The sequence below is a fragment of the Streptococcus intermedius SK54 = ATCC 27335 genome (assembly GCF_000413475.1).
Taxonomy (GTDB): domain Bacteria; phylum Bacillota; class Bacilli; order Lactobacillales; family Streptococcaceae; genus Streptococcus; species Streptococcus intermedius.
Genome location: NZ_ATFK01000002.1, coordinates 106,738 through 131,600 on the forward strand (window position 1 = coordinate 106,738; position 24,863 = coordinate 131,600).

Consider the following 24,863-nt stretch of genomic DNA (forward strand, 5'->3'; position numbering starts at 1 on the left):
ATTCTCTCTAAGAGCCTATGCTCTTGATAATGATAGATTTCCAGTTATTGAAAACGAATACATAATTCTTTGAAAATGTTAGAATAAGGATTGATGGAACAAAAAATCATCTTTAAGGAGAAATTGTGAAGACTATTTTTGAAAATCAAGAAGTCAAATTGAACCGTAAGAATGGAAGTACGGTCATTGTTAGAAATGATGGTTTTTCTTATCTAGACGCAAAAAGTGAAAAGAAAAATCTGAATATTTCATTTGACAAAGTTTCTACTATCTTATCACTTCGTTATTGTAACTCTAATTCAATTTATAATCTCATTTTTCGAGATCAGAATGGAAAGAATATGGCTGAATTTGATACAGATACCACCATTTACAATAATGGCCATAACATTTTGGAAACGAAAGTAATCCTACTGGCTTTTGCAGCACGTAAACTTACAAAAGATTTCCCAAATAACCTAAGGGATCTTGATATAATACTGGCTTTTAGCATGAAAGAAAAAGAAATCCGTATTGCCAGTGGTGTTATTTATGGCTCAAAGCATAAAATTAGTATTGAAGATATTCGTAGAGTACAATGTGTAACAAATGGTACGATTTCAAATCTTGCACTGTACAAAAGTGATAAAAAGACATTTTGGGATATTCCTGATATGAAGGTTCCTTGTAATGAAATTACTTTACCTTTATTTGAAGCGATTGTTACTAAAAATACAGGAAAGGGAATAGATTTCAGTCGTGGAAATGGTTTTGATCAAAAGACTTCTGAATTTATGATTATTCGTTATATGGATGCTAACTTTTTTGTCAATAGTGATGGAACTCTTGATAAAGAATGGCAAAAACAAATCTATGATAGAATGAGTGCATACAAATATGACCTTGCAACTTTATTAGAAGGGGTACTGTAGATTGAGAGTATAATTTTTACATATAAGTTGCCTTGTAGAGATAGGAAAAGGAAATAAAATGAACTTTACTATTACAGTAAGTAATCCGTACAGAATTACATGAATAATATAGAAGCGGTTAGTAATGTCCGCTTTTTATGTATAAACAAAATAAAGTGTTACCAAATAGATAGCCTCAAATTTATTCCCAGATTAGTTTCAAAGTAAAACAAAAAGCCTGTAAAATCAGGCTTTTCATTCGGTTGATTCCTGACAAGTCAGGTATTGAAAGGCGGTAGACGGATTTGAACCGACGATCAAGCTTTTGCAGAGCCGTGCCTTACCACTTGGCTATACCGCCACAACTTTTACTATTTTATCGTAAAAAATCGTTTTCGTCAAGAGTGTAGATTTGTTTCTCTCGGTAAAATTGTAGCGCTTCATCACCTAAGATTAAACTCTAGAATAAACGGATGGAGATTGAGAAGACTATAAAAAAGCAGAATACCTCTTGTAAAATAGAAGAACTTTTGATATGATAGTAGATGTCGTGTAATCGGCAAATACTCATTTCAGATGAATTGTGAAATTGTTGCCTACGGGTGATTTTGCAAGTTGAAATCTGAAAGAGGAAAAAAACAAAAAGGAGATCTTACTCATGGCAGTAATTTCAATGAAACAACTTCTTGAGGCTGGTGTTCACTTTGGTCACCAAACTCGTCGCTGGAACCCTAAGATGGCGAAATACATCTTCACAGAACGTAATGGTATCCACGTAATTGACCTTCAGCAAACTGTAAAATTTGCAGATCAAGCATATGATTTTATGCGCGATGCTGCTGCTAACGATGCGGTTATCTTGTTTGTTGGTACCAAAAAGCAAGCTGCTGATGCTGTAAAAGATGAAGCAGAACGTGCAGGTCAATACTACATCAACCACCGTTGGTTGGGCGGAACCCTTACAAACTGGGAAACGATCCAAAAACGTGTTGCTCGTTTGAAAGAAATCAAACGCATGGAAGAAGACGGAATTTTTGACGTGCTTCCTAAGAAAGAAGTCGCTCTTTTGAACAAACAACGCGCTCGTCTTGAAAAATTCTTGGGTGGTATTGAAGAAATGCCTCGCATCCCAGACGTAATGTACGTTGTTGATCCACATAAAGAACAAATCGCTGTAAAAGAAGCTAAGAAGCTTGGTATCCCAGTGGTTGCGATGGTCGACACAAATACAGATCCAGATGACATTGATGTGATTATTCCAGCAAATGATGATGCTATCCGCGCTGTTAAATTAATCACTGCGAAAATGGCTGATGCGATTATCGAAGGGCGCCAAGGTGAAGATAACGTTGAATCAGTAGAAGCAGAATTAGCTGCAACTGATACACAAGTTGATTCTATCGAAGAAATCGTTGAAGTTGTTGAAGGCACAAACGAATAATCAAGTAACGAACCTATGGGGCGGGGCCTAGCCCTCCCCTTTTTATTCAATCAAATCGTAATATCTTAATTGGAGGATCAAAATGGCAGAAATTACAGCTAAGCTTGTAAAAGAATTGCGTGAAAAATCTGGTGCTGGTGTCATGGATGCTAAAAAAGCACTTGTAGAAGTAGATGGCGATATCGAAAAAGCAATCGAATTGCTACGTGAAAAAGGTATGGCAAAAGCTGCTAAAAAAGCAGATCGTGTTGCTGCTGAAGGACTGACTGGTGTCTATGTGAGTGGCAATATCGCTGCTATCGTTGAAGTGAATTCAGAAACAGATTTTGTAGCAAAAAATGCTCAATTTGTTGAATTAGTAAACGAAACGGCTAAAGTGATTGCAGAAGGCAAACCAGCGAACAATGAAGAAGCACTTGCTTTGATAATGCCTTCAGGAGAAACGCTTGAAGCTGCTTATGTTAGTGCAACTGCTACAATTGGAGAAAAAATTTCATTCCGTCGTTTTGCAGTTGTTGAAAAAGCAGATGATCAAGTATTTGGCGCATACCAACACAATGGTGGACGTATCGGAGTTATTACTGTTCTTTCAGGTAGTGACGAAGACCTTGCAAAACATGTAGCAATGCACGTTGCCGCAATGAAACCTTCTGTTCTTTCATACAAAGAATTGAGTGAAGAATTTATCCATGATGAATTGGCGCAAATGAACCATAAAATTGACCAAGACAATGAAAGCCGTGCAATGGTTGGTAAACCAGCACTTCCACACTACAAATTTGGTTCTAAACTTCAATTGACAGATGAAGTGATTGCACAAGCTGAAGAAGATATTAAAGCAGGTCTTGCGGCTGAAGGTAAGCCAGAAAAAATCTGGGACAAAATCATCCCTGGTAAGATGGATCGCTTTATGTTAGATAACACAAAAGTCGACCAACAATATACACTTTTAGCTCAAGTTTATATTATGGATGACAGCAAAACTGTTGAAGCATTCCTTGAAAGTCAAGGTGTTACAATCGCTGGCTTCACACGTTTTGAAGTGGGTGATGGTATTGAAAAAGCTGCCAATGATTTTGAATCAGAAGTAGCTGCTACAATGGCTGCTGCACTTGGACAAAACTAAGTTAATCAATTATGTAATAACAAACAAAAGGTTAGAGAACAGATGAAGTTCTCTAACCTTTTTTAGCTGCGGTTACTATTTTACAATTCTTTTAGTGAATCCCTTGTGAGAAATAACTAAATCGATAAGGATTAAAATAATCAAGGAGATGAGTAGATAAGTAATTTCGGAGTAGGTAAAAGCGATTCGGTAAGTTTGTGTAAAAAGAACAGCAAAGACACTGATGACAATGATGGCTAAATCAATTATCCATTTTGTTTTTGGTTTTATTGAAGACGGTTCAAATAAAAACGGGGCAAACAAACAGGCGACTAATGTAGCGACTTGAACATCTACATAGTCAGCAGAAATAATTGTAAAAAAGAACAAAGTTGAAAACCACCAAACCAGTACATGACGTGTATATTTGAACCAATCCATTTTCATTCATTTGGCCTCCTTTATTGATATCGTCAAATTTTCATCTATATTATAACGCTTTAAAATTAAAAGGCAAGCGTTTACACTTAAATTGTTACTAGTAGATAAGCTTTTTCACTTGCTTGAATAATCAGACTTTTCAGTTTTTCATTTAGCGCTTTCTCTTTCAAAAATGGAAGAATTTCGGTATAATAGTCAAAGATAGTCAATGTCAGTTGTGGATATGATTTATAGAATGAGGTCTAAAGGGAAGGAGTTGGCATGAGTAGTAAAAATACATCAGATAGTATTGAAGAATATATTAAAACTCTTTTGGCGCAAGCAGGAATTGCAGAGTTGAAGCGAAGTGAGATTGCAGATGTTTTTCAAGTTGTTCCTAGTCAGATAAACTATGTAATAAAGACACGATTTACAGAAAGTCGTGGCTATATTGTTGAAAGTAAGCGTGGTGGAGGTGGCTACATTCGGATTGGTCGAATTGAATTTTCCAATCACCATGAGTTGCTTTGTGATTTGTTGCATAGCGTTGGTGAGCAGATTAGCCATCAGGTCTTTACAGATATTATTCAGCTGTTATTTGATGAACAGATCATGACAGAACGAGAAGGGAATCTTCTTTTAGCAACGACAACAGACAGGGTATTGGGGACAAATGCTGCACAGATTCGTGCGCGGATGTTAAAGAAAATTTTACAGCAAGTTGATAGAAAAGGGAAAAACTAATATATGAAATATTCAAAAGCTTTGACAGAAAGTATTGAATCAGCACAGTTATTAGCAAGTCATTTTGAAACGGATTATTTAGAGTCTTGGCAGCTGTTGATTGCTATGGCAAATAATCCTTATAGTGTTGCTGGTTCAGTTTTAAATGATTACCCACTTGAAATTGATGATTTTGAAAAGGCAGCTTTTCATATCACGGGGAAAGTCTATCAACAAGAGGGAGACTTTACTATTTGGCCGTTTTCTTATCGCATGAAAGTGCTATTTTTGACTGCTGAACAAATTGCAGGGGCGGTTCATGCTAATAATCTTGGGACAGAGCATATATTGCTAGCTATGTTATTTGACCAAGGAAGCTTGGCAGCGCGTATTCTTGAATTTATTGGTTTTAGTTACGAAGATAAAGAAGGCGTTTTGCGCATGACAGATCTGCGGAAAAATTTAGAGCATAAGGCCAGCTGGAATAAAGAGGATTTAAAGGCTATTCGTCACCTAAATAAAAGTGCTGCAGCAACAAGACAAACGATGGCTAATATGATGGGAATGCCTCCTGCAACCAGTGGCGGACTAGAAGATTATACTCGTGATCTAACTGAAATGGCTCATATGGGCCTTTTAGAACCGATCATTGGGCGGGATAAAGAGATTTCTCGCATACTTCAGATTTTAAGTCGTAAGACAAAAAACAATCCGGTTTTGGTAGGAGATGCAGGAGTTGGGAAGACAGCATTAGCTCTGGGTTTGGCGCAACGTGTGGCAGATGGTCAAGTTCCAAATGAGCTTGCAAAGATGAGAGTTTTAGAGCTAGATTTAATGAATGTGGTGGCTGGAACTCGTTTTCGTGGTGATTTTGAAGAACGGATGAACAATATTATCAATGATATTGAAGCAGATGGGCATGTTATTCTCTTCATTGATGAGCTTCATACCATTATGGGTTCTGGCAGCGGGATTGACTCGACATTAGATGCAGCAAATATTCTCAAGCCGGCTTTGGCTAAAGGAACGCTCAGAACGATCGGTGCAACAACACAAGAAGAGTACCAAAAATATATCGAAAAAGATGCAGCTCTTTCACGAAGATTTGCCAAGGTTACTATTGAAGAAGCAACGGTAGCTGACAGCATTGCTATTTTACAGGGACTCAAGAAAAGTTATGAAGATCACCACAAGGTCGTGATTACGGATTCGGCAATTGAGACGGCTGTTAAGTATGCGCATCGTTACCTGACTAGTAAACATCTACCTGACTCAGCGATTGACTTGCTAGACGAAGCTGCTGCAAGGGTACAAAATAAAAGCCCGCAAAATCACGTAAAAGCAGAATTGAGTGCAGCAGATGAGGCTTTAATGGCAGGCGATTGGAACAAAGTTGATACGTTGTTGGAGAAAGAGAGTCAGCCAATTGTTTATAAATTAAGGGTGAAAGACGAGGATGTTTTAGCAACACTCAGCAGTTTATCAGGTATTCCTGTGCAAAAGTTGACACAAACAGATGCGAAGAAATACCTCAATTTAGAAAAGGAGTTACACAAACGAGTTATCGGGCAGAATGAAGCAATTTCTGCTATTAGTCGAGCGATTCGGCGCAATCAATCTGGTATCCGCACTAGCAAGCGCCCAATTGGCTCCTTTATGTTCTTAGGGCCAACCGGGGTCGGAAAAACTGAGCTAGCTAAGGCTTTGGCAGAAGTTCTCTTTGATGACGAAACAGCGTTAATTCGTTTTGATATGTCCGAATACATGGAGAAATTTGCTGCTAGTCGTCTCAATGGAGCACCTCCAGGCTATGTTGGTTATGAAGAAGGGGGAGAATTAACTGAAAAGGTGCGTAATCGTCCTTACTCTGTGCTCCTCTTTGACGAAGTGGAAAAAGCTCATCCTGATATTTTCAATGTGCTGCTCCAAGTCCTAGATGACGGGGTTCTGACGGATAGCAAGGGCCGTAAGGTAGATTTTTCCAATACTATTATCATTATGACCAGCAATCTTGGTGCGACAAGTTTACGGGACGATAAGACGGTTGGGTTCGGAGCAAGAGATGTTCGCTTTGATCATGAAAATATGGAAAAACGAATGATGGAAGAGCTAAAGAAAGCTTATCGTCCAGAATTTATTAACCGAATTGATGAAAAGGTTGTTTTTCACAGTTTGACTAGCGAAGACATGCAGGAAGTGGTGAAAATTATGGTGCAACCGCTCATTTCTAGTCTTGCAGAAAAAGGAATTAAACTCAAATTCCAACCGAGTGCTTTGAAGCTTCTAGCTCAAGAGGGCTATGATCCTGAAATGGGAGCTCGTCCATTGCGTCGAATTCTACAAACTCGAGTGGAAGACCATTTATCAGAATTACTTTTAGCAGGTGAGCTAAAAACGGGGCAAAGCTTGAAAGTCGGTGTCAAGGCTGGAAAATTGAAGTTTGAAGTGCTCTGAGTTTCTATTCGAAGCATTCATCAGGGAGTAGATAAGGTATTTTAATATGAACATTCGTGAAATGGTAGAAGAAGATTACGACCAAGTTTACCAATTATGGCTGTCATGTGCAAGTATAGGCTTAAATCATTTGGATGATTCTAAGGAGGGGATTGCACAGTTTCTAAAAAGGAACCCTCAAACTTGTCTGGTAGCAGTAGAAAATCAAATAATTATTGGAGCGATTTTAGTTGGCTTTGATGGTCGAAGGGCATATATCTATCATACAGCTGTTCATCCGAGTTACCGTAGGAGAGGGATTGCTCGGAAGTTGGTTGAGACAGTTTTAATTGTCTTAGATGAGTTAAAAATTCACAAGGTCGCTTTGGTTGTATTCAAAAGGAACACAGAAGGAAATCATTTTTGGGAAACATTAGGTTTCTCTACCCGAGAAGATTTAATTTATCGCAATCAGGCAAGGACTGAAATGACTCGGATAGATACCTAGTAGAAATTACTCTTTAAATAAAAAACACCAACCATTTAGGAATAATTTCCCAGATGATTGGTGTTTTTCTGATATTTAGACTTGGAGCAATGCTTCAATTTCTGCGAGGCTATTAGCTTGTGCGATAGCGCCACGAAGCTTGGCAGCTCCTGCTGTTCCACGAAGGTAATGAGGTGCCAACCCCCGAAATTCTCGAACAGCGATATGCTCGCCCTTGAGGTCAATTAGACGTTTCAAGTGATCGTAAGCGACTTGCATTTTATCCTCAAAGCTGAGATCAGGCAGGATTTCTCCTGTTTCAAAATAGTGGTTAATCTGATGAAAGAGATACGGATTGCCCATAGCAGCACGCCCGATCATAACTGCATCTGCCCCCACTTCTTCTATACGCTGTTGAGCATCTTGTACGGTACGAATGTCACCATTGGCAATAAAAGGGATCTTGGTTAAGGCTTGCGCAACATTGTGGAGGCTTTCAAGATCAGCATGCCCAGTATACATCTGCTCGCGTGTACGACCGTGCATAGCAAGAGCCGCCACACCAGCAGCTTCAGCTGCAAGAGCATTTTCCACAGCTAGTGAGGCATCTGCCCAACCAGTACGCATTTTCACGGTTAACGGAATATCTAGAAGAGAACGAACTTTATTGATAATAGAATAGATTTTTTCTGGATCTTTGAGCCATTTTGCTCCAGCTTCGTTTTTGACAATTTTATTGACGGGACAGCCCATATTAATATCCACAATATCTGTTTGGGTATTTTCTTGGATAAATTCGGCAGCGCGCGCCAAACTATCTTCGTCACTCCCAAACAACTGAATGGAAACGGGATGTTCTTCTTCGTCAATATGCAACATATGGAGTGTCTTTTTGTTATTGTATTGAATGCCTTTGTCTGAGACCATTTCCATGACGACAAGTCCTGCGCCAAGCTCTTTTGCAATTGTCCGAAAAGCTGAATTGGTGACGCCTGCCATGGGAGCAAGAACAGTCCGGTTGGGAATTTTTACATCACCAATCAAAAAAGGGGTATTAAGATTTGTCACGAATGAGTTCCTCCAAGTCTTTTTCGTCAAAATGATATGTGCTTTGACAGAATTGGCAAGTGATTTCAGCGCCGTGGTCTTCATCTCGCATTTCTTCAAGATCTGACTTAGGTAGGCTTGAGAGGGCATTTAAAAACCGTTCTTTGCTGCAATCACATTGGAAGCGGAGCTCTTCTTCTGACAAGCGTTTGTAGGGTTCGTTGCCATAGATAGCTGAAAGCAAGGCTTCAATATGGTTTTCAGATTCCAAAAGTGTTGAAATAGCAGGCATTTCTTGGATTCGTTTTTCAAAGTGGGTGATTTCTTCTTCTTTGGCACCAGGGAGAACTTGCAAGAGAAATCCGCCAGCAACCTTGACCTTGTCGTTGGTATCTAGTAGTACATTCAAGCCAACAGCTGAAGGAGTTTGTTGACTTTCTGTTAGATAGAATGCAAGGTCTTCTCCAATCTCACCGGACACAAGTGGAGTCATAGAATGATAAGGATTTCCAGTTCCATAATCCGTAATAACGAGAAATTCGCCATTCCCAACGAATGATCCAACCAACACTTCACCTGTTGCAGTTTTTTTAATGTCCACACCGGAATTTTGCACATAGCCTTTGACAGTACCTTTTGTATCTGCGACGGTGATAATCGCACCAAGAGAGCTTGTCCCTAGTACTTTGACGGTGATTTTTGTATCTCCTTTTTCGTTTGCGGCAAGGATTTGACTGGCAATGAGTGTGCGACCTAACGCTACGGTTGAGCTAGCAAGGGTCTGGTGTTTTTCCTGAGCTGTTCGAACAGTTTCGGTACTATCTAGTACATAAGCTCGGAAAGCCCCGTTTTCTGAAATAGTTTTAATAATCTTATCCATACCTTTTATTGTAACATAAAAAAGAAAAGGGAGCGGGACAAAAATCAGTATTTCGTAAGAAAGTGATTTTGTTGTCCTGCCCCGCACCATTGACGAGGTTGGTCATTATTTACATAGCAAAGAGTTAGTGCTGTATACTGTTACTTTGTTTGGATGAAACAGCATACCACAAGAGTTTATTTTTGTCTTACGTCCATGTTTCAGCTCGTTATGTTTCACTTGTAGTCGGTTTATCCACTTCTTTTTGGATTTCTTTTCCCTGATCTAGCAAAGCTTGGATAATTTTTTGGTCGCGTAATTTAACAGAGTCATTAATGGTTTCAGCGGATTTGATTACAGTTGCTTCAAGGAGAGCGCGTTTTTCCCGCCCTTTATCAATGGCAGAGATGATTCCTTGGTTTTGAGCGACTAAGCTTTCAGCTAATTTGGTGACGGATTCGACAGCGATTGTTGGATTTTGGGAAATCCTCTCCATTTGTGGAATGACTTCTTTGCTGGTTTCAGCTAGCATTTGCAGCGCTGCATTGTTGGCATTAGAAATAGCGTCTGCTACTTGACCAGATTTCATTGATTGCTGCAGGATTCCTAGTTGAGCGATAGAGAGCTTCATAGTCGGAATGGTATTGCGACGGAGCATGCCAAGTTTTTGGCGCATATCAGAAGATACTTTTACGAGATTACGCATTTGCGGGGTAGTGGCCCAAGCGACATATAGACGGCTGATGTATTCTGTATGTTGTTGTTCCAATGTATTCACAACCTCAGTTAAGCGAGCCAATTCTTGTGATTTGGTTTGGTAATCGAGAGTGGCAGTATCTAATTGTGCCACCTCATTTTGAAGAGTCGAGGCACGCGCACCAGCTTCTTTTTGAGTGGCTTCGATGAAGGAAATGACACCGACTAGATTTTCAATGGATTTGGTGTTGTCTTCAATTAACATTTCGGCAGAAACGATATTGCGTGCGAGCAGATCTTCTTGCTTGACGACAGTGGCGGCCATACTATCCATTTTTTGCTCAATATTTTGTGAATCAAAATAGAACTCTTGCAAGGTGTTCTTACTTTGTTTAAAGAGTTTTTCTAAAAAATTTGGCTTTTTATCTAGTTCTGCAATTTGAGTATCCTTATATTTAGCAACAAAACCATTTAACTCTTTGTTGGTGTTTTTTAACAATTCATCTACTTGTGGGATTTGAAGTTTCTTTTGTTCGGCTAAAATGCGATTAACAGTATTATTAACTTCTTCGACTGCAGCTTGCCCAAAATCTAAAAGAGTATTTTGATCGGAAATAAAGTTATCTACCAGCTGAGGGGCTTTTGCTATGATCGCATCTTGTTGTTCAGGAGTTAATTTCTCCAAAAAGTTCATCTGTCCGTTTGCTTGTGTTTCGGTTGATTCAATGATTTCAGTAGTTCTGTCTGTTTTGGAAATGGCATTATTAGCGATTTTGTCGATGTCAAAGTTAAATTCTTGGCTCATAAGGTCTCCTTTTGATGGTTATAGTTCGGTATTGGGTTCTTTTTTACTTAAAATCCTCAAGCTGATATCAAAATCTCGTAGATCCGCTTCGTTGAGTTGACGGAGTGTTTCATCCAAGTCTAAATCAAACTGCTCAATAGCTGCTTTGGCGCTAGAAAGTCGTTCTTCTGCATTATAAAAATCTTTTGGTGAGGTCTTGATTTTTAGGTAGCCTTCCAAAATATCCTCATAATGCTCCATTTGAGACTGATGGATTGCAGTTAATTCTTCCTTGTTATTGCTTTCTGACTGAGAAATTTTCTTGAGAATCGCTTCGTGGTCGATTTGAATATTGTGAATAGTTTCAAGTAATTCAGGTGCTAATTCCTCCAAGTTTAGTTTTAAACCTTCGGAAGTTTGAGCGTGAAGATTGTGTAGTTGCTCATGGATATCTGTTGTTACATTTTGCACTTTTCGTTGAATTCGCTGGTAAATTTCAGGCGAGATATATTTTTTTAAGGTGTCAGCTCGGCCTTGAATATAACTCAATTGAGGCAAGAGCTGATCAGCTAATTGTTGGTAATTTGCATAAGATTTTTCTTTCAGATAATTGTCCAGCTGTTTGATTCGACTATCTGCAGCTCTGATTTCCTGTTTCAAATCTTCAATTTGCTGACTGGCGCTGGGCTCTGTGATTTTTTTCGGTTTATGAGTTGCATAGTAGTAAATTCCGTAGCCTATGCCGATGGAAAGAAGGATTGGAATGAGGTACTGTATAATAATACCAACTGCGATAAGAATAAGCAGTATACCGATCCATCTTCTAGAACGTACATTGTTATAATTTCTTCTGGGCATAAAGTATCTAATCCTGTTTCTTCTGAAATTTCTAAGTCTATTTTAGCATAAAAATGTATAAAAGACGGTACTGAATGATATGTTTAATAAAAAGTTTAGTTGAGTATAAGCAGAGGCTAGCAAGATTTTTCAAAAAATTCTTGACTTAGAGTTAACTCTAAGGTATATAATAAAATTGTAAATAGTTTATTTTTTGATGAATGTGGAGCATCATCTTTTTAATAGAGAAAGAAACAATAAGATGAAAGCAGCAGTTTTTGTAGAACCAGAAAAAATGGAGGTCAGAGAGGTTGCTCGTCCAGGTGCGGTTGTTGGTCGTGTCGGAGTGCCACATACAGGAGACATCAATATTGGTGACTATTGGATGGTCAACTTGGCAATGACTGGTGGACCTGCTTCTTGTACAACTTATGATAAAGAAGTCTTGTTAAAAGCAGTTCTAGGCGGCCAAATCAATCCTGGTAAAGTTTTCACTTAATCTTACAAATTGGAAAACATTGACCAAGCCTACAAAGATATGGCTGATAGAAAAACGATTAAAGCTATGATTGTGATGTAAAATAAAATGAACTACTGAATTTTTGGGGTAGTTCGTTTTATTTTATGTCTATAATTGATAGACTGAGACTATCGTCTTGCAGGATTATTTGAATTTTTAAAAAATTTGTCTCTTTTTTATCCTACAACAATTACGAGAATTCCCTCTAAAACAAGAAGCAAAAGAGAAGTCATCTTAAAAGATTTCATAAAGTTTACCTCCATTCATTTCTTTCTATGATATAATTTTGTTAAAGATACTATAAAAAATTCCCGTATATGAAGCTGGAGGTTTAAAATGACTCATTTTGGAAAAATTTTTAAAAAATTTCGTCAATCTAGAGGAATAAAGTTAAAAGACGTTGCGAAACATGGTCTATCAAAGTCTCAATTATCTAGATTTGAACGTGGAGAAACTGATTTAACAATTACAAAGTTTATAAGAGCATTGCAGGTAATAAATATGCCAATTGATGAATTTATGTATGCTGTACATGATTTTCGTAGAGATGAACTAAATGAATTGTTGGAAAGAATTAGAGTATATATTACAACAAGAGATATATTGAATTTGAAAAAGTTATTGATTGAACAACAAGAAAAGATTCCTGAACATCAAATATTTCATGAATTAAATATTATTTTAATTAAAATTAAACTTCAAGATATATCTGGAGAAGATAGTGTGTCAGAACAGGATATCAAACATCTAATAGATTATTTATTTAGTGTAGAATTTTGGGGAAACTATGAAATACTTCTTTTCGCAAATACTTTAGATGTTTTTAATCATGAAACTTTTATGGTATTATCCCGAGAAATGGTTAGACGTTCGGATTTTTATAAAGAAATTCCTAATAATCGTAGAATTATATCTACGTTGCTCTTAAACTCTTACATCACATGCATAGAACGATGCGAGTTAATGGATGCTGTTTATTTTGAAAAACAGTTAAAGGCTTGCTTCTTTATTGAGACAGAAATTTATGAAAGGTTAGTATTTCAATATGCAAAAGAATTGTACAAGTTGAAGAAGACAAATGATACACGTTCAATTATTGAAATGAAAAAGTATATTGCAGCTTTAAAATTAGCTGGGAGTAATGGATTAGCAGAGACTTTTGATATCCATTTGACGAAACTATTAAAATAGTCCTTTGTGAAGCATATGTGGGAATTTATTTTATTTAAAGTGGATAGAAGTATAATTGAATTATCAAATAAGGAGTATATTGTCATGAAACTTGATATGAAGCCAAATCAGAAGCTTGATTTATCAGTCAAGAAAGTTGATTTAAGTGTTGCTGTACTGACACGTGATAGTTCAAAAGCTCACGGACACTAGAAATAAGGGTAGGATCGTATTCTTCCTACCCTTTTAATTACACAATAGTAAAAGAAAAAGGAAATTAAACATGGATGAACGTTTATGGTTGACAAATTGGAATAGTCTTTATATTCAAAATGATATTTTCTTTACAGATGCTATAAAACCAGTATATGTTGGTTTTAAAATAAGTGAAAATTGTAATCAAAGGTGTTCTCATTGTTGGGCTGGAAAAAATCTGACAATAAATCATTCATTTGATGAAATCATTGCGGCTTTAAATAAAATAAAAATTTTAAATCCACTTCATATAACCATTACAGGGGGAGAACCCTTAGTACATGAACATTAGTTGGATATTCTTGGCTATGCTAAGAAAAATTTCCCCATAGTTGAATTGTTTACGAATGCAGTTTTATTTTCTGAAAAATCAATAAAAAAATTATCCAGCTTGTTTGGGGATTTAGATTTTATTCAAGTCAGTTTGGACGGTCTTCGAACTACTTATAAAAAGCAACGTGGTTCTGATGATTTTCAAAAAGTGATTGAAAATATTAAGTTAATAGTAAAATACAATCTGAATATAAGAGTAAATATGACGATTACACATTTAAACATAGAAGAAATGATTGATGTTTATGAGCTAGTCGATAGCATAGGTATAACTTCTTTTTCAATTTCTCCAGTTTATCCATTGAGAAGAGGAAAAAAGCTAGTTTCGTTAGTAGACTATACTCAATATTTACATAAAGGGAAATTAATTGAAAAAATGCATGCTAAACGTAAGAGCCAAATGAATTTAACGGTAATTTACCCTATGGAAGTCCTCTCAGAAAAGGCAACTTATACTCAAGAAAGCACCTATTTTCAACGTTTTAATACAGATTTATTGCATTGGACAATTGATGGTAGAGGAGACATATTTCATTTTATGGATCAATTTATCTATAAAGAACTGAAAGTAGGTAATATATATGAAAATACAATTGAAGAACTGGAAGCAAATGATTATACTATACAAAAAAATGTATTAGAACATTCAAACCAAGGTTTAAAATGTATGAACTGTAGTTTGGTAGAATCTTGTCCCGGATTTGCCTATGCTAAGTCATATCCTGAGATTGCATTTAGTTACAAAAGGTGTGTATTTAATGAAAAACAATAATTTATTGAAAATTTCTCAAGATTTAGGTAATGATTTTGATTTACCTTATTATATATATACTAAAGTAAAAACAGATACCAATGAAAAAGTTAGTGCACCACTTAAAATCGGACTTAAGCTAACAAATGCTTGCCATTTTCGATGCCCTTATTGTTTTGTCTATAAAGATAATGATTATGTTGATTTTGATAATTTAAAATTGATTTTCCAAAAGTTACCCCAACTGCCCTTTGAAGTATATTTAACTGGTGGCGAAGCAATTCTTCACCCACAATTTTCGGAAATTGTAGATTATCTTACTAATTTAGGAATATTAGTTAAACTACATACAACAGGGGTTATTAACATGCAAAGTAGAAATTATATTCTTAATAATTTAAGTAAGTTTTCATCAATTCAAATTAGCATTGATTCAATAAAAAATTTTGATAAGCTACGTCCTAATATAATCGATAAGAATCCACTAGAAAGAATTATCTCTTTTGTGAAACAATGTAAAGAGAAAAAATATAAAAATTTATTGGTCAATACTGTAATAAGTTCGTTAAATGTAAATGAGTTAGATGAAATTATGGAGTTTTGTTTATGTCATAATTTGTTCAAAGTGCAGCTGTCTACAATATTTACAACTAGCAAACGATTGTTGGTTTCAGATGAAATTTATGCTAAACATTATAACCAAATAATTACTAAGTATAGTAAGAAAGGACTTTGTTTTCAAAATTCTCCATTTTGCCATCCATGGTCATATGCTATCAAACATAACCTAAAATATGATTCTCCCATGTACTGCCCAGCACAGAAAACAGAGTTCGAAATTGATATGCAGGGGAATGTCTACCCATGTCCATTCTTGCATGATGAAACTCATAAAATGGGAAATTTGCTGTCTGATACCTTTGATGAAGTTTGGAATTCAGGGGTTAAAGAGTTAAATAAAGCATCATGGTCTGAAAATAAAAAATGTAAATCATGTGCATTATTTAAGGATTGTGGCGGAGGTTGTTATGCGTTAGCCTATGTATCCCAATTAAATTATGATAAGAGGTGTATTTTACATGAAAATTAGTAAAAATTGGTTTGTTAGATTTGAGCCAAATTTTCAAAGTTCTCAAAAGACTATATTATATAATAAACTAAATGGGGATTTGTATGAATTATCTGAGGTATATTTTGATTTTATTAATAATATAAATCAAAAAAAAGAGTTCTCTATTTTGATCATGAAAAAATATAATATTAATCAATCAGATGTTGAACAGATATCAAAAACTATATTAGAAAACTTAATATCATTAGGAGTTATACTAAATGACTGACATTAGCATAAGCAATCTAAAAAAGGTGTTTCATGGAAAAGTAGTATTGGATATTCCACAGTTCACAGCTTCTAAATCAGAAATTATTTCTGTCTTAGGTGTTAATGGAGCTGGGAAGTCTACCTTTATCAAGACTATTTCAGGTTTGTTGCTACAAGATGAAGGGCAGGTGAATATTTGCGGTTACTCCAATTTTTCTCCTAAAATTCACCAAGTCACTAAATTTGTCCTAGAAAGCGGTAAAGGATACTACGATTATCTTACAGCTAATCAAAATATTGACTATTTTCTCAAACTCAATAAAGCCTCCCGAAGTGATTTAGCTTTAAACATTGCGGTTTTGTTTCAGAAGTTGGATTTTCAACAACACGCTGATACACTTGTTTCAGAACTTTCTCAAGGAACTAGACAAAAGCTATCTTTAATTATTGCTCTGTTGTGTCGCCCAGAGGTTCTTTGTCTAGATGAACCGACAAATGGATTAGATGTGATTGCAAAAAAACAATTAGCTCAAATATTATTAGGATTGAGTAAGGGCAAGAATACGATTGTTCTACTAACTACACATGATATTTCGTTTGCGAGAGATATTTCTAGTAGAGTTTTGGTAATGGATAATGGTCGAATTAAGAAGGATGATAGTTTTGAGCATGTTTTCAGTCGCAAAAATACTTGGAAAAAATATGAAATTGTTTTACCTCTTTCTTTTCAGAATATAATTGAGCGATCATTTCAGAATTTACATTATGTTATACAAGATGAGGAAATGATTATACAAACTCAAGAGAAAGATGTAAAAGACCGCTTACTAAAAGAAACAGATATTGTCCGATTTGAGGAAATAGAACAGGATATTGAAGAAATTTTATACGAGGTTTTATCTAAATGATGAAAGATGTAAAGAGAGAATTTTTGAGACAGATACAAGAGACGATGCAATTTAAATTTAATCTTTTCTTTGCTAATTTTTCAATATTCATTATGGTTTCATCTTATCTGCATTATTTTGAAGAGTCTCAGAATAAATTTACTCTTTTTTGTCTTCTCTTTACTTGGTATTTTACTAGCCATAGTATTACACATCCAACATTTTTTATAGAAGATGATATTTATGATCGGACATTGATTAGTGTTATTCAAAGTAAAAAAAGTGTTGTGCATGTATTGCTTTTTAAAATACTTGTTCAAATACTTATAGATTTGATAAAGGCTATACCGATTTTTTTGATACTCTCATTTTTAAGTGATATAACATTTCCAGCCTCTATAGTAGAGATTTTTGTTATTGTATTAATTTGTCTGTTAGTTATTTTAATATTATACGGTTTAGGTTTCTGTCTTTCTAGTTTTTGCTTGACTTTGAATAGGACATCTAGTTTTACATCGTTGTTATCATATTTCATTCTCTTTTTTACAGGAATCTTAAAACCATTTGATGGCTTTTTGGGAATACTTGGACACATTTTTCCGTTCTATACATTAAGAGAATTCATTCACCGTCCATCAATTACTGAAGTGCTTATAATACTATGGTATGGTGTGGTTTATTGGAGTATTGGTTTTGTACTGTTTCACATATTTTTAAAAATGGCAAAAAAGAAGGGAAATATTTTTCATGTTTAACGAGTTAAAGAGATATTTTTATTATAGAAAACAATACAAATTTGATAGCCTTTGTGATGCTATTTATACATTGATATTTATTGTAGGGATCATCATGATTTTTTCGGGCCAAACATTATTAAATATTTTGTATTTTTATATCTACTTTCTAGTAACAAATATTACATTATTAGCAAATGAGGAGTTAGAATATGAGATTAGAACCAGTCAATACGACAATTTAATAACAAGTAAGTATAAAGTGAAGCGAATATATTTGAGACGTATTGTAGCTTATCTAGTTTGGTCCTCTATACTCTTTATTATTTCACTTTTTGTGTCAAACGTTTTTGGTAGTAGCACTCATTTTGTATTTCCTAAAATGAGTATATTTGGCGCTATTGTGTTTGTGTCAATTAATTTAGTGTTATTTTTAGTGTTTTATATGGGAGTGATAAAGTTAACAGAAAAATTTAAACGTGTATCCGTATTATTGAATTTTCTGAACACAATTTTTTTATTTTATTCAGGTTTGGTTTTTCCAACATCTTTTGAAACATTTGCAGATATGTTAAACAAAATTTTATCTCTGGGAAACAACTAGTTATCAAAAAGAATTTCAGTTTTAATTTAGTGTTGGACAATGATTCACAGGCATAACTGGAGTTAGGTAAGGTGAGTTAACAACGTACTAAAAATAAACTGAATGACTATATTATAAAAATGAGTAAATTTAAAGGGCGTTTTAGTCGCACTTTATATTTCTGTCCAATAGTTCTCAAATATCTTAATTTTTGGTAAAATAAAAGAAAAACGGCTTAGAAAGAGAAAAGCGATGTCCTTAACTAGTCAAATTATTACAGCCGAATTTCCGGATTTAGAAAAAGTAGAACAACTCAATACAGAAGCCTTTCCTGAGGAGGAGCGTGCACCGCTATCTGAGTTGCTACGCTATGGAGATGGGGAATATTCTCATTTCTTTGCCTTTTATGACGGTGATGAATTTGTCGGATTTGCCTTTTCGGTTTACAATGAAAGAGCCTTTTATGTCAGCTTTTTTGCGATTATGCCTCATTTGCGCAGTCACGGTTATGGTGGCAAACTTATTGATAAGTTGGTGGATTTTTATCAAAGAACCATGATTTTAGAAGTAGAACGGCTGGATGAGCCTTGTGATAATCTGGAACAGCGAAAAGCCCGTATGGATTTTTACAAGAGAAATGGTTTTCGCTCCTCACATGCCTACTTAGAATACGACGGTTTAAGTTTTGAAATCCTTTATAAAGGACCGTTTTTTGATGAGGGAGCCTATCGGGACATTTTCAAAAAGATTCAAGAAGATGGCTATTTTGAATTTGAAATCAAACACGGTCATGGAAGAGACTGGGAGTAGCTGAGAAGCCCCGTCAAAATTTTTAAATTTTTCATTGCTATATATAAAAAACGAGCTATTTATGCTCGTTTTTTGTGGTATAAAGTTTAATAAATTTCTGGGAAAAGTTTCGCTAAAATGTTAGGCGTAATGCTTTGACCGGGTCCTTCTGCACAATAGGTGTACATGTATATATATGGCTTGAAATTGAGTTCGATGCAGGTGCAGTTGGACTCTTTTTTGCTGGCTGGAAGCGTGCTATCCGAGATAATTAAATCCACGCCACAAACTCAAGCTCCCATAGCAGTTGCCATTTCTGCCGCTAATTCCTTGTAGGAAGTGTGCATGATTTCAGTCACATCTACTGAGTCTCCGCCAGTAGAAATATTAGAATTGCACCGGAGAAAGACTTGAACTCCTTTTGGTAAGATATCGTCTGCTTTATAACCTTGCTGAGCTAGCATGAGTAGCTCGATCTCTCCTAGTTTGATTCTTTCCAAAGGAGAGCGGTGATCTCGACTGCGCAGGGGATTGGCGTTTTTCGTAGCGACCAATTCTCGAATAGTGTGTCGACCGTCTCCTCTAACGTTGGCTGGCAAACGTAGGAGTACCGCTTCACATTTGCCATCTAGGACGAAAAAGCAGTACTCGGTTCCTGCGATAAATTCCTCGCCAAGGACAGAGCTGTCTTCTGAAAAGGCAATTTCCAATGCTTTTTGGGAACTGTCTAGATTGGTAGGCTCTTGAAAAATAGAAATTCCTAAACCGAAGTTAGTGGATTTAGGTTTGATGACAATCGATTTGTCCTTTCCGAAAGTAGCTTGTAGAATAGGAACATCTACTGCTATTTTTTCTAACAAATGATTGATGTTCACGGTAAATACCTGTTTGTTTTCTAATACTTTTAGTCTATTATAAAAATGCTTAGAAGACAAATGTCTACTACATTTTCCGAACTTTTTTAAAAGAAAATGCTCATAATTTTAGATAAGATACAGATTTTACAAAAGCGAGATGTTCAAACTTCGTCATTTGCAAATAACGATGGCGGTCTTATCTTGAAAAAAGAAGGAATTTTTCTTATAATAAAGTGTAAGATATAATTGCGGGTGAGACTCCTGCCATGTAGACAAGAAAGGACGAGCACTTAGCTCAGACAAGATTATGACATCAGTTGTTGTTGTAGGGACCCAGTGGGGAGATGAAGGAAAAGGAAAGATTACAGATTTCCTTTCAGCCAATGCCGAAGTCATTGCCCGCTATCAGGGTGGTGACAATGCCGGCCATACCATCGTGATTGGCGGTAAGAAGTACAAGCTGCACCTGATTCCATCAGGGATTTTCTTCCCAGAAAAAATCTCTGTGATTGGGAATGGAATGGTGGTTAATCCAAAATCTTTGGTACATGAATTGGCTTATTTGCACGAAGAAGGTGTTACGACGGATAATCTTCGGATTTCAGATCGTGCTCATGTTATCCTACCTTATCATATTGAGTTAGACCGCTTACAAGAAGAAGCAAAAGGTGATAATAAAATCGGGACGACTATTAAGGGAATTGGCCCAGCTTACATGGACAAAGCCGCTCGTGTCGGGATTCGGATTGCAGATTTGCTAGATAAGGATATTTTCAGAGAACGTTTAGAGCGTAATTTGGCTGAGAAGAATCGTCTGTTTGAAAAACTCTATGACAGCACAGCTATCAGATTTGACGATATGTTTGAGGAATACTATGCATATGGTCAGCAAATTAAACAATACGTGACAGATACTTCTGTTATCTTGAATGATGCTCTTGATCAAGGCAAGCGAGTGCTCTTTGAAGGGGCGCAGGGAGTGATGCTAGATATCGATCAAGGTACTTATCCATTTGTAACGTCATCTAATCCTGTTGCAGGTGGTGTGACGATTGGTTCGGGAGTAGGGCCAAGTAAAATCGACAAAGTTGTCGGGGTTTGTAAAGCTTATACCAGTCGTGTTGGTGATGGACCATTTCCAACAGAATTGTTTGATGAAGTAGGCAACCGCATTCGTGAAGTAGGCCATGAATATGGAACGACAACAGGACGTCCTCGCCGTGTTGGTTGGTTTGACTCAGTTGTGATGCGCCATAGCCGCCGTGTATCTGGAATTACCAATCTTTCTCTCAATTCGATTGATGTTTTGACGGGGCTTGATACAGTTAAAATCTGTGTCGCTTATGATTTAGATGGTGAGCGCATTGATTATTACCCAGCTAGTTTGGAGCAGCTCAAACGGTGCAAGCCAATCTATGAAGAATTGCCGGGATGGTCAGAAGATATTACAGGTGTTCGCAGTTTAGAAGAGTTGCCAGAGAATGCTCGCAACTATGTCCGCCGTGTCAGTGAATTGGTCGGTGTTCGTATTTCTACTTTCTCTGTCGGTCCTGATCGTGAACAGACAAATATCCTGGAAAGTGTTTGGTCAAGTTTGTAATAGAAGCAAACAAAGCGGGTTTCGGCTCGCTTTTTATTGACGCAATAAAAAAGTTTAAATAATGATTCTCTCTTAAGTTAATTTTAAGCTGGCTAGGTTATACTAAAATCATCAGATGAAGACCTCCTAACTTTATTTGATAGAAATCCTAAACTTTTTCATAATAATCTCCTGAAAGCCATCGAAAGGTGGCTTTTTTTATATTTTCGGGTTTATAACATGATATAATAAATGGAGAACAAAGGAGATAAATGATGAACTTTACAGATTTGTCTAATAAAGAACAGGAAAAAATAATGATAAGTAAAATTATCAGGAATTTAAAAAAGCTAGGTGGCTATGCAACCAAACGAGAGTTGCTAGATGCTATTAAAAAGGGAGAAAATACGATAGATGAGAATTTTTTTGAGGAAGAAAAAGTGTCTCAAAAAAGTGGAAAATTTATAAACCTAGTGATTACACTTTTGATTTTTCTGTCAAAAGTTTGCTTACCACGGGTTATCTTTCTAAACCAAAGCAATCGACTTTTGAATTGACAGAATATAGGTAGAAAAGTGAAACTGGATGAGCATTTTGCTAGCGATATTCAACAGAAAGCCATTCAATTTTGGAAAAATGAAAAGAAGTCAAAACAATTCTTCAAGTTATCCTTTGAAAAGGAACTAAAACATTCACTAGATGACTCAAAAGAAAATTGGAGAGTTGAGTTGACAAAAGCTTTAAAATCTATGTCACCACAAAAATTTGAAACTTTTGCTCGTGGTCTAGTCAAGGAGATGGGTATCAAACTAGATGAAAAAATTGGGGTTAGTTATACTAATGATGGTGGTTTAGATGGTTTTGGCGATATTACTAGTACAGATGACTTCAGAACCAATCGTGTAGCTATCCAAGCAAAGCATTGGGAAAACAAAGTTCCTTCTTCGGAGATTGATAAATTCCGTGGTGCAATGGATAAATACAATGCAGAATATGGTATTTTTATTACAACTTCTGATTTTTCAAGAAGTGCCACTGAAGCAGCTCGTCAAGGGACTAGAGTCATTACTTTAATCAATAGCGAGGATATTGCGGATCTAGTTGCCAAATATAAACTTCATGTCAGGGAAGTCATGACTTATGAATTAGGAGATTTTTATCATACAGAGGATTAGACGGTTAAAAGATGAACTATACAGTTGAAGAAAAAGAATTTTTTATGCGGGAGGCTTTGAAAGAAGCAGAGATTGCGCTTGCTAATGATGAAATTCCGATTGGTTGTGTTATTGTCAAGGACGGGAAGGTTATCGGTCGTGGACATAATGCACGTGAGGAATTGCAGCGAGCGGTCATGCATGCGGAAGTGATGGCAATTGAGAAAGCCAATCAGCATGAGCATAGCTGGCGTCTGCTGGATACGACCCTTTTTGTCACTATTGAACCTTGTGTCATGTGCAGCGGAGCAATTGGGCTAGCACGGATTCCGCAAGTCATCTATGGTGCAAAGAATCCAAAATTCGGAGCAGCAGGCAGTCTTTATGACATTTTAACAGATGAACGTCTTAATCACCGAGTTGAACTGGAAACTGGGATTTTGGAGGTAGAATGTGCTCAGATGATGCAAGATTTTTTTAGAAAGAGGAGACAGAGATGAAACGTTGGCTAAGTATTTTATTCTTTCTTTTGACATTGTTGTTTATTGGGTTGCTGATAGGGAATGTAGAATTTCAAGCTTGGGCTTTCACACGTCATCAAAATCAGCTATCTTGGTATATCCGTCCGATTCTCATTTTACCGATTATCTATTTTTCCTATCGAAAGAGCCTTCTTGGAATTTCTGCTAGCATCTTTGCTCTTTTTACCAGTATGATTTGGTTTTGGGAACCAAAGACGACTTTTCCTTTGGTAAAAGAGTTTCTAACTTATGAGCAAGATTTTTTACAGGCAGATTGGAATCTTAAAAAAATTTTATTTATCTTTTTGGTGATTAGTTTCTTTCTGCTCCTGGTTAGAGCAACTTGGCTCCATAGTTGGAAATTGTTGGCAATACTTTTGATTCTTACAGCTTTTTTGAAAATCCTCTGGTCTTATCTAGATAGTGGGAGAGCTGGTTTAACAATTGTGGTGCCAGCGATTCTAGGTTTATTTATCTGTTTATTTTTCCTTTCTTTTTGGATGAAGGGAAAATCTTAATTGGCATAGAAACAAATTTATGGTATAATACTTATCGGAGCAACAATTCTGCGTGAAGCGGGTCAGGGGAGGAATCCAGCAGCCCTAAGCGAGTGTGAATTGTGTGCTCTTTTTATGGTATGAAGAATAGGAACAATTCTAAAGCGCGTGTTGAAGAATTGAAAAACTTCTTCAAAAATAGTGTTTAGTTATAAATCAGTATCATTTCTGAGAAAGGAAAAGACAGATGTATTACATGGGAGAGATTTTTAGAGAACTACGAACAGGGAGGCACCTTTCTCTTAAGGAAGCAACTGGAGAGGAGTTTTCATATTCTATGCTCAGTAAGTTTGAAAATGGAACGTCAGATATTTCGGCCTCAAAACTGTTAATTGGTTTAGAGAATATTAGAACAGAACTAGAAGAATTTGTTTATTTAGTACGTGGCTTTCAGCCTACTTCATACACTCTACTAAAAAATAAACTATGGGAGGCTCAAGAACAGAAGGATATAAAGACGTTATGGGAAATGTACAACAATGAAATAGATCAATACCAATCTAAAAAAGAAGAGGAGCATATCCTAAATGCTATTGTTATCAAAGGTCACATGTTTTTCCTGGATGAAACCATTAAAGCAACAGAGGTCGAGCTGAATTTTTTATATGATTATTTCTTTTCTGTTGAAATCTGGGGAGAATATGAGTTGCGATTGTTTTCAGATATAGCAGCTTTATTTCCTATTGATCTCTATTTCCGGTACACTCGAGAAATGTTACAAAGAGTTGATTTTTTAGGGGATCTACAGAAAAATAAAAATTATATCTACACCATTCTCCTGAATGGACTGTTTAAAGCAATTGACAAAAAAAGTTTAAATAAAGCAGCTTATTTTGATAAAAAAATAAAAGAAAAGTTTTTTGATGAAAATGAAGCCTATTTGCGAATTGTCTATTTGTTCGCAGATGGACAGCATGATTATATTTTAGGACAGAGAAATGAGGGGCTTACAAAAATGAAAAATGCCATATCAACTCTTGAAATCATCGGCTGTGAGCATAGCGCAAATTATTACTCTAAAAATATGTCCGAATGGTTAAAAGAATTTGAATAAATGACAATTGAAACTTTTTTGTAAAAAAAAATTAAAACGAGGAAATAAGTCTATAGAATTAAAAATGGATTGATTT

The 24,863-nt window shown here is 36.0% G+C and carries 26 protein-coding genes, 1 tRNA gene, 1 other RNA gene and 2 pseudogenes; 23 read left to right on the plus strand and 7 right to left on the minus strand.

Annotated elements, in window-relative coordinates; all coding sequences use genetic code 11:
• The first annotated feature begins 125 nt into the window (after positions 1–125).
• Positions 126–911 carry a hypothetical protein gene (locus HMPREF1654_RS03175; protein WP_003077832.1) on the plus strand — a complete coding sequence of 262 codons (786 nt, stop codon included), beginning with the start codon at positions 126–128 and terminating at the stop codon, positions 909–911.
• 269 nt (positions 912–1,180) lie between these two features.
• Here the strand turns inward: HMPREF1654_RS03175 and HMPREF1654_RS03180 are convergent.
• A tRNA-Cys gene (locus HMPREF1654_RS03180) sits at positions 1,181–1,251 on the minus strand.
• Between the two features lie 297 nt (positions 1,252–1,548).
• Here HMPREF1654_RS03180 and rpsB point away from each other — a divergent pair.
• Both rpsB and tsf read left to right on the plus strand, forming a co-directional pair.
• Positions 1,549–2,331 carry a 30S ribosomal protein S2 gene (gene rpsB / locus HMPREF1654_RS03185; RefSeq protein ID WP_003077447.1) on the plus strand — a complete coding sequence of 261 codons (783 nt, stop codon included), beginning with the start codon at positions 1,549–1,551 and terminating at the stop codon, positions 2,329–2,331.
• Between the two features lie 82 nt (positions 2,332–2,413).
• On the plus strand, positions 2,414–3,457 hold the full coding sequence (gene tsf / locus HMPREF1654_RS03190) for a translation elongation factor Ts (protein WP_003074777.1): 1,044 nt from the start codon (positions 2,414–2,416) through the stop codon (positions 3,455–3,457).
• A gap of 75 nt (positions 3,458–3,532) precedes the next feature.
• Here the strand turns inward: tsf and HMPREF1654_RS03195 are convergent, their stop codons facing one another.
• Positions 3,533–3,883, minus strand: coding sequence for a hypothetical protein (locus HMPREF1654_RS03195; protein ID WP_003074775.1), 351 nt, complete (start codon positions 3,881–3,883; stop codon positions 3,533–3,535).
• Positions 3,884–4,138: 255 nt separating this feature from the next.
• On the opposite strand from HMPREF1654_RS03195, the gene HMPREF1654_RS03200 reads away from it, so the two are divergent.
• From HMPREF1654_RS03200 to HMPREF1654_RS03210, 3 genes are read left to right on the plus strand one after another with little or no spacing between them, the layout of a single operon-like run.
• On the plus strand, positions 4,139–4,600 hold the full coding sequence (locus HMPREF1654_RS03200; protein ID WP_003077510.1) for a CtsR family transcriptional regulator: 462 nt from the start codon (positions 4,139–4,141) through the stop codon (positions 4,598–4,600).
• A 3-nt stretch (positions 4,601–4,603) separates the two neighbouring features.
• Positions 4,604–7,033, plus strand: coding sequence for an ATP-dependent Clp protease ATP-binding subunit (locus HMPREF1654_RS03205; protein WP_003077621.1), 2,430 nt, complete (start codon positions 4,604–4,606; stop codon positions 7,031–7,033).
• A 46-nt stretch (positions 7,034–7,079) separates the two neighbouring features.
• A complete protein-coding gene (locus HMPREF1654_RS03210) occupies positions 7,080–7,520 on the plus strand; it encodes a GNAT family N-acetyltransferase (RefSeq protein WP_003077674.1) in 441 nt (146 codons plus the stop codon).
• A gap of 75 nt (positions 7,521–7,595) precedes the next feature.
• On the opposite strand, the gene dusB is transcribed toward HMPREF1654_RS03210, so the two are convergent.
• The 4 genes from dusB to HMPREF1654_RS03230 form a co-directional block, all read right to left on the minus strand.
• Positions 7,596–8,567, minus strand: coding sequence for a tRNA dihydrouridine synthase DusB (dusB, locus tag HMPREF1654_RS03215; RefSeq protein ID WP_003077834.1), 972 nt, complete (start codon positions 8,565–8,567; stop codon positions 7,596–7,598).
• Positions 8,554–9,426 (minus strand): Hsp33 family molecular chaperone HslO, encoded by an 873-nt coding sequence (gene hslO, locus HMPREF1654_RS03220; protein ID WP_003077705.1) that lies wholly within the window; start codon positions 9,424–9,426, stop codon positions 8,554–8,556. The genes dusB and hslO overlap by 14 nt, the downstream gene beginning before the upstream one ends.
• A 208-nt stretch (positions 9,427–9,634) precedes the next feature.
• Positions 9,635–10,906, minus strand: coding sequence for a toxic anion resistance protein (locus HMPREF1654_RS03225; protein ID WP_003077837.1), 1,272 nt, complete (start codon positions 10,904–10,906; stop codon positions 9,635–9,637).
• An 18-nt stretch (positions 10,907–10,924) separates the two neighbouring features.
• Positions 10,925–11,743, minus strand: a complete 819-nt coding sequence (locus HMPREF1654_RS03230; RefSeq protein ID WP_003077806.1) for a hypothetical protein — start codon at positions 11,741–11,743, stop codon at positions 10,925–10,927.
• Between the two features lie 289 nt (positions 11,744–12,032).
• On the opposite strand from HMPREF1654_RS03230, the pseudogene HMPREF1654_RS10100 reads away from it, so the two are divergent.
• From HMPREF1654_RS10100 to HMPREF1654_RS03280, 10 genes and pseudogenes are all read left to right on the plus strand, one after another.
• Positions 12,033–12,302 (plus strand): annotated as a pseudogene (locus HMPREF1654_RS10100) (alcohol dehydrogenase); the annotation flags it as partial.
• A gap of 276 nt (positions 12,303–12,578) precedes the next feature.
• Positions 12,579–13,433 (plus strand): Rgg/GadR/MutR family transcriptional regulator, encoded by an 855-nt coding sequence (locus tag HMPREF1654_RS03240; protein WP_003077649.1) that lies wholly within the window; start codon positions 12,579–12,581, stop codon positions 13,431–13,433.
• An 84-nt stretch (positions 13,434–13,517) separates the two neighbouring features.
• Entirely contained in the window at positions 13,518–13,625 is a 108-nt protein-coding gene (locus HMPREF1654_RS10380; protein WP_016670377.1) for an HGH motif RaS-RiPP peptide, read from the plus strand.
• A gap of 70 nt (positions 13,626–13,695) precedes the next feature.
• Complete coding sequence (locus HMPREF1654_RS03245; RefSeq protein WP_003077490.1) at positions 13,696–13,959, plus strand: radical SAM domain protein; 264 nt, start codon at positions 13,696–13,698, stop codon at positions 13,957–13,959.
• Entirely contained in the window at positions 13,960–14,772 is an 813-nt protein-coding gene (locus tag HMPREF1654_RS03250) for a radical SAM protein (RefSeq protein WP_003077547.1), read from the plus strand.
• Complete coding sequence (locus HMPREF1654_RS03255; RefSeq protein WP_003077473.1) at positions 14,759–15,841, plus strand: radical SAM/SPASM domain-containing protein; 1,083 nt, start codon at positions 14,759–14,761, stop codon at positions 15,839–15,841. Before HMPREF1654_RS03250 ends, HMPREF1654_RS03255 begins: the two co-directional genes overlap by 14 nt.
• A complete protein-coding gene (locus HMPREF1654_RS03260; protein WP_003077691.1) occupies positions 15,831–16,091 on the plus strand; it encodes a hypothetical protein in 261 nt (86 codons plus the stop codon). Before HMPREF1654_RS03255 ends, HMPREF1654_RS03260 begins: the two co-directional genes overlap by 11 nt.
• Positions 16,084–16,980, plus strand: a complete 897-nt coding sequence (locus tag HMPREF1654_RS03265) for an ABC transporter ATP-binding protein (RefSeq protein WP_003077741.1) — start codon at positions 16,084–16,086, stop codon at positions 16,978–16,980. Before HMPREF1654_RS03260 ends, HMPREF1654_RS03265 begins: the two co-directional genes overlap by 8 nt.
• Positions 16,977–17,714, plus strand: a complete 738-nt coding sequence (locus tag HMPREF1654_RS03270; RefSeq protein ID WP_003077680.1) for an ABC transporter permease — start codon at positions 16,977–16,979, stop codon at positions 17,712–17,714. The genes HMPREF1654_RS03265 and HMPREF1654_RS03270 overlap by 4 nt, the downstream gene beginning before the upstream one ends.
• A gap of 814 nt (positions 17,715–18,528) precedes the next feature.
• Positions 18,529–19,086 (plus strand): GNAT family N-acetyltransferase, encoded by a 558-nt coding sequence (locus tag HMPREF1654_RS03280; protein ID WP_003077549.1) that lies wholly within the window; start codon positions 18,529–18,531, stop codon positions 19,084–19,086.
• Between the two features lie 86 nt (positions 19,087–19,172).
• On the opposite strand, the pseudogene HMPREF1654_RS03285 reads toward HMPREF1654_RS03280, so the two are convergent.
• Positions 19,173–19,874 (minus strand): annotated as a pseudogene (locus HMPREF1654_RS03285) (glutathione biosynthesis protein GshAB); the annotation flags it as partial.
• A 355-nt stretch (positions 19,875–20,229) separates the two neighbouring features.
• Between HMPREF1654_RS03285 and HMPREF1654_RS03290 the strand changes: the two are divergent.
• The 7 genes from HMPREF1654_RS03290 to HMPREF1654_RS03315 all read left to right on the plus strand — a co-directional run bounded on the left by HMPREF1654_RS03290 (position 20,230) and on the right by HMPREF1654_RS03315 (position 24,787).
• The gene (locus HMPREF1654_RS03290) at positions 20,230–21,522 is read left to right on the plus strand and encodes an adenylosuccinate synthase (protein WP_003077484.1); all 1,293 of its coding nucleotides are present in this window, start codon (positions 20,230–20,232) and stop codon (positions 21,520–21,522) included.
• Between the two features lie 251 nt (positions 21,523–21,773).
• The gene (locus HMPREF1654_RS03295; RefSeq protein ID WP_231840236.1) at positions 21,774–22,058 is read left to right on the plus strand and encodes a restriction endonuclease; all 285 of its coding nucleotides are present in this window, start codon (positions 21,774–21,776) and stop codon (positions 22,056–22,058) included.
• 18 nt (positions 22,059–22,076) lie between these two features.
• Positions 22,077–22,676, plus strand: a complete 600-nt coding sequence (locus HMPREF1654_RS03300; RefSeq protein WP_003077527.1) for a restriction endonuclease — start codon at positions 22,077–22,079, stop codon at positions 22,674–22,676.
• 11 nt (positions 22,677–22,687) lie between these two features.
• Positions 22,688–23,155 carry a tRNA adenosine(34) deaminase TadA gene (gene tadA, locus HMPREF1654_RS03305; RefSeq protein ID WP_003077676.1) on the plus strand — a complete coding sequence of 156 codons (468 nt, stop codon included), beginning with the start codon at positions 22,688–22,690 and terminating at the stop codon, positions 23,153–23,155.
• Positions 23,152–23,694 carry a hypothetical protein gene (locus tag HMPREF1654_RS03310; RefSeq protein ID WP_003077762.1) on the plus strand — a complete coding sequence of 181 codons (543 nt, stop codon included), beginning with the start codon at positions 23,152–23,154 and terminating at the stop codon, positions 23,692–23,694. Before tadA ends, HMPREF1654_RS03310 begins: the two co-directional genes overlap by 4 nt.
• 26 nt (positions 23,695–23,720) lie before the next feature.
• Positions 23,721–23,819, plus strand: an RNA gene (ffs, locus tag HMPREF1654_RS09730) — signal recognition particle sRNA small type.
• A 101-nt stretch (positions 23,820–23,920) separates the two neighbouring features.
• Complete coding sequence (locus HMPREF1654_RS03315) at positions 23,921–24,787, plus strand: Rgg/GadR/MutR family transcriptional regulator (RefSeq protein WP_003077802.1); 867 nt, start codon at positions 23,921–23,923, stop codon at positions 24,785–24,787.
• Positions 24,788–24,863 lie beyond the last annotated feature (76 nt).

Excerpts from the sequence above, each read along its gene's own strand:
- HMPREF1654_RS03315 (WP_003077802.1), top strand. The coding sequence starts at position 23,921 with ATGTATTACATGGGAGAGATTTTTAGAGAACTACGAACAGGGAGGCAC.
- hslO (WP_003077705.1), bottom strand. The coding sequence starts at position 9,426 with ATGGATAAGATTATTAAAACTATTTCAGAAAACGGGGCTTTCCGAGCT.
- HMPREF1654_RS03295 (WP_231840236.1), top strand. The coding sequence starts at position 21,774 with ATGATGAACTTTACAGATTTGTCTAATAAAGAACAGGAAAAAATAATG.
- HMPREF1654_RS03240 (WP_003077649.1), top strand. The coding sequence starts at position 12,579 with ATGACTCATTTTGGAAAAATTTTTAAAAAATTTCGTCAATCTAGAGGA.
- tadA (WP_003077676.1), top strand. The coding sequence starts at position 22,688 with ATGAACTATACAGTTGAAGAAAAAGAATTTTTTATGCGGGAGGCTTTG.
- HMPREF1654_RS03255 (WP_003077473.1), top strand. The coding sequence starts at position 14,759 with ATGAAAAACAATAATTTATTGAAAATTTCTCAAGATTTAGGTAATGAT.
- HMPREF1654_RS03210 (WP_003077674.1), top strand. The coding sequence starts at position 7,080 with ATGAACATTCGTGAAATGGTAGAAGAAGATTACGACCAAGTTTACCAA.
- HMPREF1654_RS03205 (WP_003077621.1), top strand. The coding sequence starts at position 4,604 with ATGAAATATTCAAAAGCTTTGACAGAAAGTATTGAATCAGCACAGTTA.
- HMPREF1654_RS10380 (WP_016670377.1), top strand. The coding sequence starts at position 13,518 with ATGAAACTTGATATGAAGCCAAATCAGAAGCTTGATTTATCAGTCAAG.
- HMPREF1654_RS03245 (WP_003077490.1), top strand. The coding sequence starts at position 13,696 with ATGGATGAACGTTTATGGTTGACAAATTGGAATAGTCTTTATATTCAA.
- HMPREF1654_RS03260 (WP_003077691.1), top strand. The coding sequence starts at position 15,831 with ATGAAAATTAGTAAAAATTGGTTTGTTAGATTTGAGCCAAATTTTCAA.
- HMPREF1654_RS03280 (WP_003077549.1), top strand. The coding sequence starts at position 18,529 with ATGTCCTTAACTAGTCAAATTATTACAGCCGAATTTCCGGATTTAGAA.
- rpsB (WP_003077447.1), top strand. The coding sequence starts at position 1,549 with ATGGCAGTAATTTCAATGAAACAACTTCTTGAGGCTGGTGTTCACTTT.
- HMPREF1654_RS03265 (WP_003077741.1), top strand. The coding sequence starts at position 16,084 with ATGACTGACATTAGCATAAGCAATCTAAAAAAGGTGTTTCATGGAAAA.
- HMPREF1654_RS03230 (WP_003077806.1), bottom strand. The coding sequence starts at position 11,743 with ATGCCCAGAAGAAATTATAACAATGTACGTTCTAGAAGATGGATCGGT.
- HMPREF1654_RS03225 (WP_003077837.1), bottom strand. The coding sequence starts at position 10,906 with ATGAGCCAAGAATTTAACTTTGACATCGACAAAATCGCTAATAATGCC.
- HMPREF1654_RS03310 (WP_003077762.1), top strand. The coding sequence starts at position 23,152 with ATGAAACGTTGGCTAAGTATTTTATTCTTTCTTTTGACATTGTTGTTT.
- tsf (WP_003074777.1), top strand. The coding sequence starts at position 2,414 with ATGGCAGAAATTACAGCTAAGCTTGTAAAAGAATTGCGTGAAAAATCT.
- HMPREF1654_RS03195 (WP_003074775.1), bottom strand. The coding sequence starts at position 3,883 with ATGAAAATGGATTGGTTCAAATATACACGTCATGTACTGGTTTGGTGG.
- HMPREF1654_RS03200 (WP_003077510.1), top strand. The coding sequence starts at position 4,139 with ATGAGTAGTAAAAATACATCAGATAGTATTGAAGAATATATTAAAACT.
- HMPREF1654_RS03290 (WP_003077484.1), top strand. The coding sequence starts at position 20,230 with ATGACATCAGTTGTTGTTGTAGGGACCCAGTGGGGAGATGAAGGAAAA.
- HMPREF1654_RS03270 (WP_003077680.1), top strand. The coding sequence starts at position 16,977 with ATGATGAAAGATGTAAAGAGAGAATTTTTGAGACAGATACAAGAGACG.